This window comes from Sphingobium salicis subsp. salicis (assembly GCF_049472635.1).
Lineage (GTDB): Bacteria > Pseudomonadota > Alphaproteobacteria > Sphingomonadales > Sphingomonadaceae > Sphingobium > Sphingobium yanoikuyae_A.
Window position 1 is genome coordinate 4,894,036 of the sequence record NZ_JAYRCS010000001.1, and the last position, 18,565, is coordinate 4,912,600.

An 18,565-nucleotide genomic window follows, 5' to 3' on the forward strand; every position below is an offset into this window, starting at 1 on the left:
GTTGCGCGTGACTATGTCTCATTGCGCCATCCAAGCCGTATCGGAGTTGCTTCCCCCATGCCCTTGTCGAAAATCCTGCCGTTCCTGATGGCGGCCGCGCCGCTGGCGATCGCCGCGCCCGCGTTGGCCCAGACCGCGCCTGCCGGCCCCGCCGCCGGCGTCACCACCCAGCTGCCCCGTGGCGCTGCGCCCAGCCATTATGCGATCGAAGTGACGCCCGATGCGGCGAACCTCAAATTCACCGGCAAGGTGACGATCGACGTTACTGTCGCCGCCGCCATGCCGGCGCTGGTGCTGAATGCGGCCGACCTGACCGTTTCCAGCGTCACGCTGACCCCGGCCAAGGGCAAGGCGATCACTGGCACGGCCAAGGTGGATGCCGATGCCCAGACTGTCAGCCTCGACTTCGGCAAGCCGGTTCAGCCGGGCAGCTACAAGCTGACCATGGTCTATGCCGGCATCATCAATCAGCAGGCTAATGGCCTGTTCGCGCTCGACTATACCGACAATGAAGGCGCCGCGAAGCGCGCGCTCTTCACCCAGTTCGAGGCGCCCGACGCCCGCCGTTTCGTGCCGAGCTTCGACGAGCCGAGCTACAAGGCGACGTTCGATCTCTCCGCCGTGGTGCCGGCGGACCAGCTGGCGGTCGGCAATATGCCGGTCAAGGCGACCAAGGACATCGGTGGCGGGAAAAAGCTGGTGACCTTCGGCACCAGCCCGAAAATGTCGTCCTACCTGCTCTTCTTTGGCCTGGGCGAACTGGATCGCGCGACCAAGATGGCGGGCAATACCGAAGTCGGCGTCATCACCGGCCGGGGCAATACCGGCAAGGCGCAGCTGGCGCTCGACGCGTCGGCAGCGATCCTGCCTTATTATAACGACTATTTCGGCGTGCCCTTCCCGCTGCCCAAGCTCGACAATGTCGCGGGTCCGGGCCAGAGCCAGTTCTTCAGCGCGATGGAGAATTGGGGCGCGATCTTCACCTTCGAACGCACCCTGCTGGTCGATCCGCGCTTCACCTCCGAAGAGACCAAGCGCGCCATTTATGAAGTGGCCGCGCATGAAATGGCGCACCAGTGGTTCGGCGATCTCGTCACCATGGCCTGGTGGGACGATCTCTGGCTGAACGAGGGTTTTGCGAGCTGGATGGCGACCAAGGTCACCGACAAGCTGAACCCGGAATGGGAAGCCCTGCTGTCGCGCGTCGATGGCCGCGAGCGGGCGATGAGCCTCGACGCGCTCAAGACCACCCACCCGGTCGTGCAGAAGATCACCACCGTCGATCAGGTGAACCAGGCGTTCGACGCCATCACCTATCAGAAGGGTGAGGCGGTCATCACCATGCTCGAAGGCTATGCCGGCGAGGATGCGTGGAAGGCGGGCATCCAATCCTACATGAAGAGCCACGCTTACGGGAACACCGTCACCGACGATCTGTGGAAGGCGGTCGAGGGCGCGGGCGCCAAGGGGCTGGTCAGCATCGCGCATGATTTCACCAGCCAGCCGGGTATCCCGCTGGTCAAGGTGGAGAGCGCCCAGTGCCAGGGTGGCAACACCATCCTGACGCTGAGCCAGGGGGAATATAGCCGCGACGCCAAGGACAAGGCGCCGCTCAAGTGGAATGTGCCGGTCAAGGCGCAGGTGCAGGGCGGCGAGGCGCAGCGCCTGATCCTGCAGGGTAATGGCCAGATCACGCTGCCGGGCTGCGGCGCTTATGTGATCAATGCGGGCCAGACCGGCTATTATCGCTCGCTCTATCCCGCCGCCAATATCCAGGCACTGGCCAAGGGCTTCAGCCAGCTGTCCAGCATGGACCAGACCGGCCTGATGGCGGACAATTTCCAGCTGGCGCTGGGCGGATACCAGCCGATCGGTCTGGCGCTCGATCTGGTCGACGCGGTGCCGGTCAATGGCAGCCCGGCGGTGCTGGCCGAAGTGCCCGGCTATTTGAAGAGCAGCTATGACATGCTGGAGGGTGATGCCGCTGCCCAGGCGAAGGTCGCGGCCTATGCCTCGGCCAAGCTGACCCCGGCGCTGACGGCGATCGGCTATGATGCCAAGGCCGGCGAAGGGCCGCAGGTGCCGGTGCTGCGCACCAGCCTGGTCGCGACGCTGGGCAGCATGGGTGACAAGGGCGTGGTGGCCGAGGCCAACCGCCGCTTCGCCGCGCTGGCGACCAACCCGGCCGCGCTCGACGGGCCGCTGCGCAATGTCTGGCTGGGCATCATCGCCCAGAATGCCGACCAGGCGACCTGGGACAAGCTGCGCGTGATGGCTAAGGGCGCGCAGAGCGACCTCGAAAAGAGCACGCTCTACGCGCTGCTCGGCAAGGCGAAGGACGAGAAGCTGGGCCAGCAGGCCCTGGATCTCGCCTTGACCGACGAGCCGGGCAAGACCACCAGCGCCGCGATCATCGGCCAGGTGGGCGTCGCCCATCCGATGCTGGCGGTCGACTATGTGCTGGCGCACAAGGCGCAATATGAGGCGCTGATCGACGTGTCGGCGCGCAGCCAGGCGCTGGCCCGTCTGGGCGGCGGATCGGCCGACCTGGCGATGGTGACCAAGCTGGACGCCTATGCGACCCAGTATCTGACGCCGGAATCGCGCAAGGTGGTCGATCGCTCGATCGCCGCGATCAAGACCCGGATCGAGACGCGTAGCCGCCTGACGGCGCCGACCGCGGCCTGGTTCGCGGCGAAGAAGTAACGGCATGGGGCGGCGGAGCGATCCGCCGCCCTTTCCAAATGGGAAAAGCATGAATCAGACGGAACCACGGGTCGGATGCGGCGCGGCGATCCTGCGCGACGGCAAGTTGCTGCTGGTGCAGCGACGGCGGGAGCCGGAAGCGGGGCATTGGGGCCTGCCGGGCGGCAAGGTCGACCTGCTGGAAACCATGGCCGCCGCCACCGAGCGCGAGATTTTCGAGGAGCTGGGCCTGACGATCAGGGCGCGTGAATTGCTGTGCCTGACGGACCAGATCGATGAAGCGCGCGGCACCCATTGGGTCGCGCCAGTCTATCTGGTCGAGGACGCGCAGGGCGATCCGGTGGTGATGGAGCCGGAGGCGCTGGCGGCATGCGGCTGGTTTGCGCTGGATGCGCTGCCGCAGCCGCTGACCCTGTCGACACGGGCGGCGCTGGCCGCCTTGCGGGCGCGATAGAATGAGGAAGGGCGGCATCGCGGCCGCCCTTTCCGGTTTCGGTCAGTTCGGCAGGTTCAATGCCCTGGCGATGTCGTCCCAGGCGAGCAGCTTGAAATTCTGCGCCGCCGCCGCGTTATGGCCATCCTGTGCGATGAACAGCCCGCCGGGATAGGCCGGGCCGAAATCGCCCAGCATCAGCTCGATGCCGTCGGTTTCCTCCGACCCGCCAATGGCGCCATCGACGACGCGGAAGCGACCGACATAGGCGTCGTCGGACAGGCGATAGGCGACATAGGCATTGTCACCCTGGCTGGAGACGAGGACATAGCCGTCCTTCGCGCCGATTTGGGCGATGGCGACGCCTTCGGCATCCATCACCAGATTCTTGCCGTCGGCCGCTGCGATCTTCGTGGGCGTGGTGGCGCCGGTTGCGTGCGCGTCGAAGCGCCAAAGGCCGACATCTTCCTCCGCGACATAGAGGATGCCGGTGCGGTCATCCACGGCGCAGCCTTCCGACTGGGTGCCAAGCTTCATGCTGCGGACGATCCGGCCGGTCGGCGTCGCGCCGGAGGCATCGAGCGCGACCTGGTTGATCGTCCCGTCCTTCAGCACGATGAAGGCGTAGGTCGCCTCCGGTGCCTTGTACAGGCAGATGCCATAGGCCTCGCCCTTGCCGGCATCGACCTTGCCCAGGGCTGTCAACTTCGCTGTCACGCTGTCGAGGCGGAACAGGGCGAGCTTGGCGTTCGCCACATCATTGCGGTCCGACGCCACGACCAGGATCCCGGTCTGGCCATTGACGCTGACGCCATCGCGCAGGTCGACATTATTGACCCGGCCGGCGTCCAGGAAATCGCGCGTCTTGCCGTCCAGGCCATAGACATAGAGGCCGGCCTTCTTGTCGGTGCCGACGATCAGGCTGGCGGCCGGATTGGCGGCATTGCGCCAGATCGCCGGATCATCCGCCGCGTCGGCATTGGGCGTGCCGACCGGGGTGGTCTCGCCGCGTGCCGCGACCGTCACGGCCGGCGTGGCGTTGGCGATGCGCACTTCGACCGGCACTTCCGTTTCGGTGGTGGTGCAGGCGGCCAGCGTGAGAAGGCTGGTGAGCGACAGGGCTAAGGGCTTCATCATGATATTCCTCACTTGCCGCGCGCGACGCATTTGCCGCCATCGGGGCCGATATTGCCGGTACAGGTGCGCACCGCGATGGTGGGTTCGCTGGTATCGCTCAGGTGATTGCCGTCCGCGCCCTTTGTGAGGTCGAAACCGTCATAGAGCTTGCCCGACGCGGTATAGGTGCGGAATTTCAGGCGATCGCCATCCACGTCCACGACCTGATAGAGTTCGGTCGCTTCCGCCGTCTTGTCCGGCTGGGTGCGGGCCCGGTCGTTAAGGCCGTACATCTTGGAGCCGGTGACCGAGACGAGATAGACCGGCCCCTGGATCGCGCCATTCTTGCGTGCCTGTGCCGACGCCTCGCGCCCCGCTTCGGAGGTCAGGCGGCTGTAGCAATGGTCATGGCCCTGCAGCACCAGATCGACCTTGCGCTTGTCGAACACCGGCTTCCACGCGGCCTTCACCTCGGACGTGTCCTGCGGTCGGGCGCAGGTGAAGACGGGCTGGTGGAACAGCACGACATTCCATTTCGCCTTGCTGGACGCCAGGGTGGCGTCGAGCCATGCGGTCTGCTGCGCCATGGTGCCGAGATCGATCGCCGACGTGCCGTCGAGGATGATGAAGCGCACCCCCTGATAATCGACAAAATAGGTGGTCCTGAGGCCCGGCACGCCATTGTCGGGGAGCGCAAACTGCAGCGGGAAATAGGGCCCGAGCTTGCGGCTCTCGCTGCCGTCGGGCTTCACCACATCGACATATTCATGATTGCCGGTGGCGGGCAGTTGCGGAACGATCGACCAGTTATAGCTGCCGGCCTGGTTGAACTCGCCCCATTCGTCGTCATGGTCCAGATCGTCGCGTTGCGCGGCGAGGTCGCCGGCATGGGCGACCAGCTCGATCCCGCCATTGGCGTGGAAAGCCTGGCGGATGACGCGGCTGGCATAGGTCAGGATGCCGTTCTGGATGTCGCCCAGATAGAGGAAGCGGAAGGGTTTTGCCTCAGCCGCCGCGGTGCGGAATTGCAGCCACTCGCTCCAGCCCGCGCTGCCCTTCAGCCGATAGGCATAGACGGTATCGGGCGTCAGATTGTCGAAGCGGATCTGGTGATAGAGGGCGGGGCCATTGGCGCTGTCCTTGGCCGTGCCGGCTGGACCGGTCATGGTCCTTGCCTTCTCCTCCAGCGTCGGGCCGTCGACGGAGATGGCGATCTGCGCTTCGCTGGCGGTCTGGGCGGCATCGGTGCGCCAGGCGACCGCCATGCCGCGCGACGGATCGGCAGCAGGCGTCAGCATGATCCGATCGGGCAGGGTGCGCGCCGCATAGGGTGTGCCGGCGGAGCGGGGCACGGGCGGGCTGGCGGTCGGCTGGGCGGAGAGCGGCGCGGCGCTCGCCATCAGCAGCATGGTCAGGAACAGTCGGGACATGGGCGTCCTTTCCGGGAAAACGGGACTTGCCGGCCGCGCAAAGGCGCGACCGGCAAGCAGGGGACATCGAACGGGATCAGAAGCTGGCGGTGACGCCGAACTTCGCGGTCCAGTTATATTCCTCATATTGCAGCAGGCGCTTGCTGCCCTCGAAATTCTGATAGGCGAAATATTTGGCGTTGTTGACGTTGACCCAGTCGGCGAACAGGCGGACGCCGGGCAGGATCTTGTACTTCGCGCTCAGATCGAGCTGGAAGTGGTTGTCGACAATACGGTCGGTGTCCGGACCGTCGCCGATCTCGTCCAGATATTTGCTGCGATAGGTGCCGGCTGCGCGCAGCGAGATCGGGCCCTTTTCATAGCCCAGCACCGCATTGAAGGTGTGGCGCGAAGCATTGGGCAGGCCGATCTTGCGGGTATAGGCGTTGTCGTCCCCGTCGTAGCTGGTGATCTTTCCGTCGGCGTCGGTGAAGGTGTAGTTGAGGTTCACCAGGAAGCCATCGAGCGGCGCCGGCAGGAAGTTCAGCACCTGGCTGAACGAGAGTTCGACGCCCTTCACCTTGGCGGTGTCGCCATTCACATAATAGGATGCCTCGCTATAGGCGACGCCATTATAGACGCCGTCGTCAAAGTCGCGGACCTGCGCGCTATAGTCCTTGATCGACTTATAAAAGAGGCCGGCGCTCAATGCGCCATTGTTCGAGAAATACCATTCGGCCGAGGCGTCGAAGTTCCAGGCGCGATAGGGCTTCAGGTTCGGATTGCCGAACTCGGCAGCATAATCCTCGTCGAGGATGAAGCGCGGTGCGAGCTGCGACAGCTTGGGACGGACCAGGCTCTTGTAGGCGGCGGCGCGGAACACCAGGCCCTGACTCGGCTCGAATCGGGCGGTCAGGCTGGGCAGCCAGTCGGTATAATGTTTGGTGAAGACATTAGGCGTCGAGATGACGCCAGTGGTTTCGCCTTCGTCATCCAGTTCATATTCGGTGACATTGCCGCGCAGCACGTTACGGGTCTGCTCCATGCGGACGCCGCCGATGATGCGGACCTTCTCGCTGTCCCAACGGCCCAGCAGATAGGTGGCGAGGATATCTTCCTTCGCGCTGTAATCCTGCGCTGCCGATTCATAGGCGCTGGTGATCGGATCGAGTTCGAACTCACCGATATTGTTGTAGAAATAATCGGTAGCTTGGCCCTTGCCGGGCAGCGGGCCGAGGTCCGACAGACGATAGGTCTGGGCGCCCAGCACATCGGCCAGGTCCAGATCGGCATCGCCATAATAGTTCATGTTGAAATTATAGCTCTTCTTGCGCCAGCGGGCCTTCATGCCGGCTTGCACGGTGAAGGTGCCGCCGTCGGTGGCGAAGGCGCGCGATACATCGCCTTTCAGCGCATATTCGCGGTCGCGCGAGTCCGACAGGGCAGTCTGCTCGACGCGGTTGAAGCTATATTCCGACGGGTCGTTGAACAGGTCGGCGCCGCTGGTGACGTTGAAGGTCGGCACGCGCGGATCGGAATAGTTGAAGCCGACATCGACGCCATCGCCGTCGAACCGGGCGCGCCAGCGGATCGGGTCGATCGATCCCTTTTCCTTCTCGGTCGCTTCCGACCAGCTACCCGAATAGGTCAGCTTCCACGGGCCGGTTTCGGTGGTGCCGCCCAGCACCAGCGACTTGATGCGCTGACGCTCGAAACGGTCCTTGAGATCGCGGCGCACTTCGATGCGGCCATCCTCATCGGTGAAGTTGGCGCTGTCGGCATCACCCGAAGCGGGCTGCTCATCCAGGACGAAGGTCAGGCGGCGACGATATTCATGGTCTTCAAACTGGTTATAGATGCCGCGGGCGTAAAGCTTTGTCGTGTCGGACGGCTTCCAGTCCAGGTTCAGCGTGCCGCCAATGCGCTTACGCTGAACGTCATAGTCGCGATATTCCAGCGTTTCGGCATAGGCGATGCCGTCGTCGCTGGTGGTCCAGTCCGCAGCTTCGATATTGTCGGTCTCGAACTTGCGCTTGTAATAGCTGAAGCCGCCCGAGACGCCGAAATTGTCGCTGAGGCGGGTGGCGAAATCGACGCTGCCCTTGGGCGTCACGGCGTCGGCATAGTCGTTATAGCTGCCTTCCAGCTTGACCGAATAGAGATCCTTCTTGCGGTCGAAGGCGCTGGTGGTGTTGATCTCGATCGAGGCGCCGATCGTGTCGGCGTCCATGTCCGGGGTCAGCGACTTCTTCACTTCGATCGATTCGATCAGTTCTGAAGGCACGACGTCCAGCGCGACCGAGCGCACGTCGCTTTCCGGTGCGGGCAGGCGGGCGCCGTTGACCGACGCGGCGTTGAGTTCGGGGTCAAGGCCGCGAACCGACACGAAGCGGCCTTCGCCCTGGTCGTTCATGATGTTGACGCCGGGCAGGCGACGCAGCGATTCGGCGACATTCTGGTCGGGGAATTGGCCGATCGCGTCGCGGGTCAGAACGCTTTCGACGCCGTCGGCCGCGCGCTGGCGCGACAGGGCCGATGCCTGGTTGGCGACCTGGCCGACGACGATGATCGACGCGTCGACGTTCGAGCCGATGCGGATGTCGGCATCGACGTCACCAGTGGCGGGCACGACGACGGTGGTGCGCACCGGATCGGCACCGGTGTAGCGGGCTTCGATCGTGTAGGTGCCCGGCGCGACGTCGGGGAAGCGGTAGGAGCCGTCACGGCCGGCTTCGGCGATGCGGCCATTTTCGACGATGCGCAGTTGGGTCGACTGCAGCGCACGGGTGCCGGTGCCGTCGGACACGGTGCCGCTGATGGTGCCGGCCAGGGCGGCGACGGGCATGGTGGTAGCAAGGATGATCGCGGCGCGGCTCGCGCCACGGAACAAGGTCTTCATGGTGAATGCTCCCCTTCGGTTGGGGAGGCCATTGGCGATGAGTCCTTACGGCTTCATGGCAGTATGATTGCAATTAAAAGTCTGAAAAATGTAACTTATGTGACGTGATGCAGGGGCCACAATTTGGGGCGCTCAGTCGCGCCGCCGGCCGCTGCGCCGGGACAGGCCGCCACGATGGTGCAGCCGGCCGCCTTTTTCCAGCCGAGCCATATGGTCGATGAAAAAGACGGCGCCGATACACAAGATGATGGCAATCAGGAATTCGGGCGGCATGTGGGCTCTCCAGCCTTTGGGTGATGCTGAAGAATTAAACCGCCGGACATAGGGTTTCGAGCCGCAGGTCGGCCCATATCCATTCTATTGTCGTAGGATTTCGTGAGAATGGGGCGACCTGGCGTCGGTCGCCCCATCTCATCTCGTCAGGCGAGCGGCGCGGTCGCCCAGTGGCGCAGGCGCGCATAAAGGGCAGCGATCACGCCGGCGAAGATCAGCACCGACAGCGGCACCGCCCAATGGCTTTCAGCCACGAGCGCCAGCGGCGCGTCGCTGTCGGTCGAAGCGACGATGCCGGCAAAGGCGACGCCGAACAGGCTTTCGCCGACGATGAAGCCGGTCGCCATCAGCACGCCCATGCGCTCGGCAAATTCCGGGTTTGCCTGGCGCAGCGACCAGCGATTGTAGAAATGGCCGATCACCGCGCCGACCGGGATCAGCAGGGTCAGCGCCATCGGCAGATAGATGCCCATGCCGACCGCGAGCGGGGGCAGGCGCATCTTGCCGGTCTTGCCCAGCAGTTCGTCCAGCGCGACCACGATCACGCCGATGCCGGCGCCGAAGCCGATCAGGCCCCAGTCGAGGTCGCCGCCGAGCACGCCCTTGGCGAGCGCGGAAATGAGCGCGGCCTGCGGTGCGGGCAGGGCGGTCGCCTTGGCACCGGGGGCGCCGGCAAAGCCGAAGGCGCTGTTCAGCAGGTCGAGGACCGGCGGGATCACCAGCGCGCCGAACAGCACGCCCAGCACCAGCGCGATCTGCTGCTTCCACGGCGTCGCGCCGACCAGCTGGCCGGTCTTGAGGTCCTGGAGGTTATCGTTGGAAATGGTGGCGACGCCGAACACGATCGCGGTGGTGAACAGCGCATAGGCGATCAGCGCCTGGCTCTGTTCGGGATGGCCCGAACCATAGATGGCGGCGAGGATCAGCGACGCACCCAGCACCGCGAGGATGCCGACGCCCGAGATCGGGCTGTTCGACGCGCCGATAAGACCCGCCATATAGCCGCAGACCGACGCGATGACGATGCCGGCGACCAGGATATAGGCTAGCGTCAGGCCGATGATCGGCACCGGATTGGCGGCGATCGGCCCGCCCTGGGCAAAGATCCACAGCAAGACGGCGATCGGCACGAGCGAGGCGAGGATGGTGCCGAAGACGATGCCGATCGGCAGGTCGCGCTCGGTGATGTCCAGCGTGCCGGCGTCGCCCGACTTGCGGACCTTGGCGGCGTTGAGGGCGGAGCGGATGCCGCTGATGATCGGGCCGAGGATCTTGAGCAGGGTCCAGATCGCGGCGATGCCGATCGTGCCGGCGCCGATGAAGCGGGCCTTCATGCGGAAGGTGGTGCCGACCAGATCGGCCAGGTCCGCGCCGGCGGGCAGCGGGCTGGTGAGATAGGGGACGATGCCGACCCAGCTGATGAGCAGGCCGACGAACATGGCGGCGCCGACGGAAATGCCGACCAGATGGCCGACGCCGATCAGCGCCATCGAGAAGCTGGTCGAGACCGAGCTGGCGCCCGCGCCCAGCTTGAAGAAGGTGGCGGCTTCCTCGGCCAGGATCTTGGTCTTGGCGATGATCGAGAAGCCGGCGGCTGCGATCGAACTCATGACGATGGCGGCCAGGCCGCGTTTATTCTCCTCCAGGCCCTCGCGCGAACCGGCACCGACTTTCAGCACTTCGGCGGCGGCGACACCCTCGGGATAGGGCAGGTCCGATCCGGTGACGAGCGCGCGGCGCAGCGGCACTGAATACATGACGCCCAATATGCCGCCCAGCGCGATGGTGCAGGCCGACAGCCAATAGGGGAAGCCCTGCCACCAGCCGATGATGACCAGGCCCGGCAGCACGAAGATGATCGCCGACAGCGTGCCGGCGGCCGATGCGATGGTCTGGACGATGTTGTTTTCCAGGATCGTGCCGGTCGCGAACAGGCGCAGCACCGCCATGGAGATGACGGCGGCGGGGATCGAGGTGGCGAAGGTGAGGCCGATCTTGAGGCCCAGATAGACGTTCGCGGCGGTGAACAGCAGGGTGATGAGCGCGCCCAGGATGACGCCGCGTAGCGTCAGCTCCGCCATCGGCACGGCCTTGGCCGAATCGGTTGTCACTGCTCTTTTCCCTTCGCCAGTCGATCGATCAAGCGGCTGGTAATAATGTTGCTGGCGCTTGGATCAATCTTAAACTGGCCGGCAGGACGGTCAGGAATCGCGGCCGGCGCCCGCATCTGCCAGCACGGCATGGTCCAGATAGGCGTCGACCAGCCTGGTCCAGCGCTCGTAACCGCGCGGATTCATGTGCAAACCATCGGCACGGAACAGCGATGCATCGGGCAGGCCGTCGGTGGCGAGCAAGGGGCGACCGACATCGAGATAATCGAACTTCATCGCCTTGCTGCGCGCCGAAACGGTCATGTTGACCGCCGCCATCTGGGGCCAGAGCGTCCAGCGGATCGGGCTGGGCTTGAGCGAGAGATAGGCGATATGCGCCCTGGGATAGTCGGCGCGAAGCTGGCGCAGCAGGGTCAGCACGTCGGTAGCGACCTTGTCCGGCGTCGCGCCGGCGGCGAGGTCATTCTCGCCGACATAGATGATGATCGAGCGCGGCTTGGCCTTGGGCAGCAGCCGCTTGTAATAATGCAGCACGTCGGGCGTGGTCGCGCCGCCAAAGCCGCGATTGACCGTGCCGATATCGGTGAAGCTGCCCTTGATGTCCCACAGGCGGATGCTGGAACTGCCCAGGAACAGCGTGGCGTCGGCGACCGGCGGGCCGGCCGCTTCCGCTTTCGCAAAGGCGGCGATCTCGTTGGAGAAGGGGAAGGTCGGGTCGGCATTGGGAACCGCGACCTTGTCCGGCGCCGGGGCCTGCGTCGGCAGCGGGGCAGCCTGCAACGGCCCGGCCGCGGCGAGCAGCAGGGCAAGGCCCAGCGCCGCCCGCCAGCGCGGCTCAGTGCCGGTGGCGAGGGCGCAGCTGATATTTGCCATCCGCATAATCGCCGAACAGGCCGGTGATCGCGGGGTGATCGACCGGCTCCTCGCTGTCGTCGGCCACCAGATTCTGCTGGCTGACATAGGCGACATAGCTGTTCTCGCCATTTTCGGCGAGCAGGTGGTAGAAGGGCTGCTGCTTGTCGGGGCGGGCATGTTCGGGGATCGATTCATACCATTCCTCGCTGTTGGCGAAGACCGGGTCGATGTCGAACACCACGCCGCGAAAGCCGAAGCTGCGATGCTTAAGGACATCGCCGATGCTGAAGCGGGCATGGACGACCGGCGGGGCCGTGATGCCGGTACCGATATTCTGAATCGTGACTTTCATATGACCAATTTAGGGTGCCCGCGCAGGGAGACAAGAAAAATACCGAAAAGGGTGCTTGGCAAGGATGGAATCATTCGCTAATGGGCGCCCCTCGACCCGATCGGTGCGGCATTTTTCCTTGCGGTTCAATGCTTCCGGTCTTCTGCGGAGAGGTGGCAGAGTGGTCGAATGCACCGCACTCGAAATGCGGCGTGCCCGTGAGGGTACCGAGGGTTCGAATCCCTCCCTCTCCGCCAATCTTCCCGTAAGATTGTGGGATAAAACGATTTCTTCCTGATCCACGGCTGCCGAGCGTTCAACCGCTACACAACGGTGCTACAGAATGAGATCGATGACCTATCTCCGGGCGACCACAGATGGTGGTTTCGAGGTCCGCATGACCGTCCCGAAAACGCTTCAGTCGATCATCGGAAAATCCAATCTCACTCGACGACTGGGACGAGTGTCTCGATCAGAAGCTAATCGTCGGGCAGCTTCGGTGATCGTCAGGTTTCAGTCTCGGATCGAGGCTGCCCGCGCAGGGCAGGCCGAAGAGGATGTAGCGGAGCAGCTATCGCCGAAAACGGAACCGGAAACCGTGTCGCAAGTGCGCCCGATCGATCCTGCGCCTGGGCACAAGCCGGTGTCCTTCGAGACAATCATCAATGGCTATTTGCTCGAACGGAAGCCTGCGCCGTCCACCATCAAGCGGTGGCGGCCTGTATTTGCGCATTTTAAGCGATGGGTCGGCCATGACGACGCGGCGAGGGTGATGCCGGACGAGGTGGTTCGTTGGAAAGAGGAGCTTCTTCGATCTGGTATTTCCGGTCGCAGTGTGCGGGAGGTCTACCTTGCGGCCCTTAAGGTCGTGTTCGGATGGGCGGTCGAAAATCGGAAGGTATTGGTCAACCCAGTGACCGGTATCTCTGTGCGTTTGGCGAAGACTGCGCACCTGCGCGAACGCGGGTTCACAGCTATCGAGGCAAAAACGATCCTCCTTGCAGCGCTCGCTGGAAATAACGGCAACGTCTCTGAAGCGCACCGGAGTGCTCGACGTTGGGTGCCCTTTTTGTGCGCGTATACGGGGGCACGTGTGGGCGAGATTGCGCAGCTTCGGGGGTGTGATTTCATCCATCGGGACGGGGTGTGGGCAATTTGCATCACGCCAGAAGCGGGAACAACGAAATCGGGTTCCGCTACGCTCGTGCCTCTGCATCCTCATTTGCTTGAGCAGGGGGTGGTGGAAATGGCGCGTGTCCATGGCGACGGGCCGATTTTCTTCAACCGTTCGTTGGGTCGAGGCGGTGATCCTGCTCATCCGCATCACAAGAAGGTGGGGGAACGATTGGCGAAGTGGGTTCGTGAACTTGGCGTCGATGATCCACAAATTCAGCCAAATCATGCTTGGCGACATTTATTCAAAACCTCAGCCCGCCGAGTTGGCATCGATCCAGAAATCCGAGACGTGCTTCAAGGGCATGCCCCACGCTCGATTGGAGAGCAGTATGGAGATTGGCCGCTTGAAACGCTTGCTGCCGCGATCGATCGGATGCCTAGAATTGAGGTGTGATACTCGGCGATACTGCCTCGAAGCATCGTTCAATTGAGGGACACTGACCGTGCAGAAGACGGCTATGCTGCGTCACGAAGTTGCACGATTCGTTGGAACTCCGCCAACAATTCGGGATGGTAGCGGGCAAGATGATGGACGACGCGCACGCACCCAGTCAGGCGAGCGAGATAGCCAGTCGCTAACACCAGATCGAGGTGATCCATGCCGTAACTCTGTTCGATCATCCGAAATTCGCGATCGACGTTGGTTGCCTCCCGCTCCATATGCTCGATCTGCTCCTCATTAAGACCTCGCACGGCTTTCTGTTTTTCGCTGGTCAACAGGTGCCGTGGCGTGGCAGCGACGAGCGACTTGGCGTAAGGCCATGAAAATCTGTTCATGGCGATCATAGTTTCGGCAACTTCGATTTGCCGCATCGGGCGCAGCTTCTTCATTTCACGAAAGGTGTTGAGCGGCACCATCCGATCTTGCAGCAGCTTCGTCACTTCGTCGCAAATGCCATCCAGTAAGCTGCGCTTGCTGCGGATGCTCGATATGTTGACGTTGAGCGCGCGCGCAAGCCGCTCCTCTGATACGCCCTTTTCAAGGGCCTTCAGGATCATTTTGTGCTCCTGAACGATAGCCATGCGGCTAATGCGTTTGTTGTAAGTGATGGCCTCGTCGGCGGTCGCTACAATACAGACAACATCCTTGTCCCCGCGCGCTTTCAGAACGTCGATACGGATGTGACCATCAAGCAGCCGGTATCGCTCCTCTTTTCCAGGCACAAGAATGACGACAGGCGGTTCGATAATGCCGACCTCGCGGATTGAGGCGGCGATCTGGCCATATTTGGGGGACTTCCTCGTTGTCTCCGGCATCGCGCGCAGAACCTCGATCTCACCGAGCGGAATCCGCAAGCTGGTCGGCTCAAAGGCCAGCTTGATCTTGCGCGGCCGATCGCCATGGGTCATCGCACGCTGATCCTGACCTTCTGAATCCGATCCGCAAGGCTCGTTGGTATTGTGGATAACCCTTCATCTTCGAGAAGCGCGACGAACCCTTCGTCGTTCGACAGTTGGCTCAACGCCTCGACGATAAAGACAAGGCGATTACGGGTCGCCTCCGTCTTGCGGATCATCATGCGTTTGCGTTCGGTATCCTCCTGAAAGGCCTTCACCAACCCTTCGGGCGTCGTTGCCGCGCTCTTGCCAACCAGCCTGTTAAGCTTGGCCGCCTTTCCGGAGCGTTTGCGCACTTCCACCAAGCGGCGTGCCGCAATGAGCGCCCGCCCGCGCAGTAGGTTTTCTTCGTATGCCTTATGAAGTGCGGCCTGCACGCCCTGATCGTCGGCTTCGCAGATTTCCAGGGCCATGGGGAGATAGCCCGCTTCTACGGCGGCGACGAGCCGCCGCTCGCCGCGTTCCAACAGCCGTCCCACGATGTAGACATAGTTAGTGGACAGCCCGGTCATGGCGGCGATCTCGTTGTCGGAATGACCGCGCTCGCGCATCCCGAGTATGTCTTGCAGCAGGTCCACGGCCTGATGCTGGCGGCGCGCGCAGTTCTCGACGAGGCTTGCAACTAAGCAATCTTCCTGATCGGCAGGTACGATTAGCGCGGGCACCTCGGTCTGACCGAGTTGCCGGAAGGCTTCGAGGCGGCCTTGACCGCATACCAGATCGTAGAGCGGCCCGTCTTCGCCATGACGGCTAGTGACGGTGATCGGACGCTTGAGGCCCACTTCGGCGATGTTCTCCACAATCCCCTTGAATACCTTTTTGTTGCGGAGGCGCGGGTTGACGACGGTGACCCGGTCAATCGGGATCATCTCGACACGCTGGGCAGGGAGTGCCACGGTCTACGCTGCTTGCGGGAATGGCACACGTTCCGCCAAGGCGAAAAAGCCGTTCAGTGTGTCGAAGCGGAAAGCGTCGAGCGACAGGCCATTGTGATCGGCCATCCGTAGGATGCCTTCGGCGAGCGTCATGCGCGGCAGTATGTAGAAGTCGTGCGCTTTCATATTGTCCTCGTCCATCCTGACGCAGATTGTGAGGTCCGGGTGCAAGCTCTCGTCGAGCCGGATTTTCCAGCGGCGGAAGCCCCCACGTGTCAGCTTGCACCGCGCGATGACGATGGATGCGGTGATCTCATCGTTGATTAGCAGCGTGTCATCTTCAAGGTTCTGGATCGCGGTGCCGCCTGCGGCACGGACGCCATCGATCACTTCCCTGATAATCGACGGGTGCATCCGGCGCAGGGCGCGGTTGATCTCGATATAGCGGTAATCGTGGTCGGGGATGAAACCCACCAGCGAATAGGCGCGCAACAGGCTGCCAAAGCGGGCCTGAAAGGCGCTGCTGGACGGCCCATCCTCGAACTCGTCGATGATAATGCCGGACAGATAACCGTTCTTCTTCAGGATTTCGGACAACAGCGCGAGCATTTCATCGTCGGTCAAGCGCTTCGACCGTTCCTCAATGATAAGCTGGGCCTGGTCGAAAAGCGCCTGCGGCACGATGGCGGGAAAGGCTCGGTCGCGTCTGATCCAGTCTGATGGATCGTTGCGGACGTGGCGATTTTTTAGCTTGAAGGATGTGCGGCCCCAGACGTTGTGGCCAGCATATTTGTCGTTGATAAGGATTTGGTGGACAGCGCTGCGGGTCCATGCGCGTCCGAGGTCAGACAGGATACCTTGGGCATTGAGCCAATCGGCGATCTGCCGTTCGGTTCTGCCGCCCTCAACAAACTGGCGGTAGATGTCCTGGACGATGGCGACTTCTTGCTCCGGCCCCTGCACCAGCACGATCCGATCGGTCGCGATGCTCTTGTGCTTGCCTCGATCAAGCACGCCCTTGTGCTGGCCGCGCTCATCGACAAGCATCCGCCGCAACCCGAAGCCCGGTGCGCCACCTTGCCGATAGCCAAGACCGATAAGGCGGCATTGGCCCGCGAACACCTTGACAGACAATTCGCGGCTATACTCTCCGGCCATCGCCCGCTTGACGGTTTTGATGATCGAGGAACCGATGGTGCCGTCATTCTCGAATTGCTCGGCGATGTAGTGAACGGTGATCCCGGCGCGTTTGCAGCGTAGTTCGTAGTAGGCGGCTTCGTCCGGGTCTTGGAAACGGCCCCAGCGGCTCACGTCGTAAACAAGGATGGCCTCGAAATCGACGTTAACGCCGTCAATGTCGGAGAGAAGCTGTTGCAGGGAATCTCGCCCGCCAATTTGCAAGCCGCTTTTGCCCTCGTCGGCATAGGTGCGGACAATCTCGAAGCCGCGTTTCTCGGCATAGGCGCGAATTGCCGCCGCCTGATTGTCCGTCGAGTATTGTTGATGATCGGTGGACATGCGGACATATTCAGCGGCCCGTTTTGGCGGTTGGCCATCTGATCGGCTATCATTGGCTATCTTCCACTCAATGACCATCTGATCCACAGCTGCCGAGCGTTCAACCGCTATACAACGGCGCTACAGAATGAGATCGATGACATATCTCCGGGCGACCGCAGATGGTGGTTTCGAGGTCCGCATGGCCGTCCCGAAAACGCTTCAGTCGATCATCGGAAAATCCAATCTCACTCGACGACTGGGACGAGTGTCTCGATCAGAGGCTAATCGTCGGGCAGCTTCGGTGATCGTCAGGTTTCAGTCTCGGATCGAGGCTGCGCGTGAGGGGCGGCTTGACGAAGATGATGCGCCACCGTCGAAGCCGGTAATGATCTCTCAGGCGCGTCTGATCGATCCAGCGCCAGCACCCAAAAAGGTGCCATTCGAGGCGATCATCAACGGCTATCTGCGCGAACGGAAACCTGCTGCTTCGACGATCAAGCGCTGGAGGCCTGTATTCGCTCATTTCAAGAGATGGGTCGGCCATGATGATGCGGCGAAGGTGTCGGCGGATGATATCGTTCGTTGGAAGGAAGAGCTACTTCGATCTGGCATCTCCGGCCGCAGCGTGCGGGAGGTCTATCTCGCTGGCCTCAAGGTTGTGTTTGGGTGGGCTACGGAAAACCGGAAGATATCAACGAACCCCGTGACCGGCATTTCGGTGCGGGTGGCGAAGCCCGCACGTTTGCGTGAGCGAGGATTCACGGACGTTGAGGCAAGAACGATCCTGCGGGCAGCACTCGGCGGAGATCATGGGGGTGTCTCTGAAGCTCACCGGCGTGCGCGACGTTGGGTTCCGTTCCTATACGCTTATACAGGGGCGCGCGTGGGCGAAATTGCGCAGCTTCGAGGGTGTGACTTCATACAACGCGAGGGGGGGCTTATTCACATCACGCCAGAGGCGGGATCGACAAAGTCAGGATCGGCGGGATTGGTGCCGTTGCATGCCGATCTGATCGGCCAAGGTGTGGTGGAAATGGCGCGTGCCCATGGAGATGGACCGGTTTTTTATAATCGCTCGCTTGGAAGAGGAGGTTGTGCCGCAAATCCGTATCACAAGAAAGTTGGAGAACGGCTGGCGAGATGGGTGCGTGATCTTGGTGTTGATGATCCACATCTTCAGCCCAATCACGCTTGGAGTCATCTGTTCAAGACCTTGGCTCGACGTGCTGGTATCGATCTAGAAATTTGAGATGTTATTCAATGGCATGCGCCTCGATCGATTGGCGAGAAATATGGTTATTGGCCAATTGATGTTCTTGCGCAAGCGATTGAGAAAATGCCAAGATTTGGCATCCATTAGGCTTGATTGTATGGTCTATGACAAGCGATGTAGAGGAAGCGTCGAAATTTAAGATCGATCTGGAAAAAATTTCGAGAATTAAACGAATATTGGCGTACGGGCTTTCTATTCGGCGCTCTACTCGTCCTGAGCCGGGGCGGATATGCGTCCGGGCGGTCCTGCCGGTCCATATTCCGCGTCTTG

14 protein-coding genes and 1 tRNA gene are annotated in these 18,565 nt (G+C 62.2%); 5 read left to right on the forward strand and 10 right to left on the reverse strand.

Features of this window, described 5'->3' with window-relative positions; all coding sequences use genetic code 11:
- The first annotated feature begins 57 nt into the window (after positions 1 to 57).
- Together VHN57_RS23660 and VHN57_RS23665 are read left to right on the forward strand one after the other, a co-directional pair.
- The gene (locus VHN57_RS23660) at positions 58 to 2,706 is read left to right on the forward strand and encodes a M1 family metallopeptidase (protein WP_278985549.1); all 2,649 of its coding nucleotides are present in this window, start codon (positions 58 to 60) and stop codon (positions 2,704 to 2,706) included.
- Between the two features lie 49 nt (positions 2,707 to 2,755).
- Complete coding sequence (locus VHN57_RS23665; RefSeq protein ID WP_278985548.1) at positions 2,756 to 3,160, forward strand: NUDIX hydrolase; 405 nt, start codon at positions 2,756 to 2,758, stop codon at positions 3,158 to 3,160.
- A gap of 42 nt (positions 3,161 to 3,202) precedes the next feature.
- Here the strand turns inward: VHN57_RS23665 and VHN57_RS23670 are convergent, their stop codons facing one another.
- The 7 genes from VHN57_RS23670 to hspQ form a co-directional block, all read right to left on the reverse strand.
- Complete coding sequence (locus VHN57_RS23670) at positions 3,203 to 4,276, reverse strand: phytase (protein WP_423285854.1); 1,074 nt, start codon at positions 4,274 to 4,276, stop codon at positions 3,203 to 3,205.
- 8 nt (positions 4,277 to 4,284) lie between these two features.
- The gene (locus VHN57_RS23675) at positions 4,285 to 5,685 is read right to left on the reverse strand and encodes a purple acid phosphatase family protein (RefSeq protein WP_278985547.1); all 1,401 of its coding nucleotides are present in this window, start codon (positions 5,683 to 5,685) and stop codon (positions 4,285 to 4,287) included.
- A gap of 76 nt (positions 5,686 to 5,761) precedes the next feature.
- Positions 5,762 to 8,563, reverse strand: coding sequence for a TonB-dependent receptor (locus VHN57_RS23680; RefSeq protein ID WP_278985546.1), 2,802 nt, complete (start codon positions 8,561 to 8,563; stop codon positions 5,762 to 5,764).
- A gap of 132 nt (positions 8,564 to 8,695) precedes the next feature.
- Positions 8,696 to 8,836, reverse strand: a complete 141-nt coding sequence (locus tag VHN57_RS23685) for a hypothetical protein (protein ID WP_017499045.1) — start codon at positions 8,834 to 8,836, stop codon at positions 8,696 to 8,698.
- 146 nt (positions 8,837 to 8,982) lie between these two features.
- The gene (locus tag VHN57_RS23690; protein ID WP_278985545.1) at positions 8,983 to 10,947 is read right to left on the reverse strand and encodes an OPT family oligopeptide transporter; all 1,965 of its coding nucleotides are present in this window, start codon (positions 10,945 to 10,947) and stop codon (positions 8,983 to 8,985) included.
- Positions 10,948 to 11,037: 90 nt separating this feature from the next.
- Positions 11,038 to 11,826, reverse strand: coding sequence for a GDSL-type esterase/lipase family protein (locus tag VHN57_RS23695; RefSeq protein WP_423285857.1), 789 nt, complete (start codon positions 11,824 to 11,826; stop codon positions 11,038 to 11,040).
- On the reverse strand, positions 11,783 to 12,154 hold the full coding sequence (gene hspQ / locus VHN57_RS23700; protein ID WP_004210078.1) for a heat shock protein HspQ: 372 nt from the start codon (positions 12,152 to 12,154) through the stop codon (positions 11,783 to 11,785). The genes VHN57_RS23695 and hspQ overlap by 44 nt, the downstream gene beginning before the upstream one ends.
- Before the next feature lie 146 nt (positions 12,155 to 12,300).
- Here hspQ and VHN57_RS23705 point away from each other — a divergent pair.
- Together VHN57_RS23705 and VHN57_RS23710 are read left to right on the forward strand one after the other, a co-directional pair.
- Positions 12,301 to 12,390 (forward strand) — tRNA-Ser (locus VHN57_RS23705).
- Positions 12,391 to 12,485: 95 nt separating this feature from the next.
- On the forward strand, positions 12,486 to 13,703 hold the full coding sequence (locus tag VHN57_RS23710; RefSeq protein ID WP_278985543.1) for a site-specific integrase: 1,218 nt from the start codon (positions 12,486 to 12,488) through the stop codon (positions 13,701 to 13,703).
- Positions 13,704 to 13,765: 62 nt separating this feature from the next.
- Here the strand turns inward: VHN57_RS23710 and VHN57_RS23715 are convergent, their stop codons facing one another.
- The 3 genes from VHN57_RS23715 to VHN57_RS23725 are packed head-to-tail and all read right to left on the reverse strand — an operon-like array spanning position 13,766 to position 17,118.
- Positions 13,766 to 14,659 carry a plasmid partitioning protein RepB C-terminal domain-containing protein gene (locus tag VHN57_RS23715; RefSeq protein WP_423285860.1) on the reverse strand — a complete coding sequence of 298 codons (894 nt, stop codon included), beginning with the start codon at positions 14,657 to 14,659 and terminating at the stop codon, positions 13,766 to 13,768.
- A complete protein-coding gene (locus VHN57_RS23720) occupies positions 14,656 to 15,543 on the reverse strand; it encodes a plasmid partitioning protein RepB C-terminal domain-containing protein (RefSeq protein WP_278988075.1) in 888 nt (295 codons plus the stop codon). Before VHN57_RS23720 ends, VHN57_RS23715 begins: the two co-directional genes overlap by 4 nt.
- 3 nt (positions 15,544 to 15,546) lie before the next feature.
- A complete protein-coding gene (locus VHN57_RS23725) occupies positions 15,547 to 17,118 on the reverse strand; it encodes a recombinase family protein (protein WP_278988078.1) in 1,572 nt (523 codons plus the stop codon).
- Positions 17,119 to 17,176: 58 nt separating this feature from the next.
- Here VHN57_RS23725 and VHN57_RS23730 point away from each other — a divergent pair, with 58 nt between their 5' ends.
- Entirely contained in the window at positions 17,177 to 18,271 is a 1,095-nt protein-coding gene (locus VHN57_RS23730; RefSeq protein WP_278988076.1) for a DUF6538 domain-containing protein, read from the forward strand.
- Positions 18,272 to 18,565: the final 294 nt, after the last annotated feature.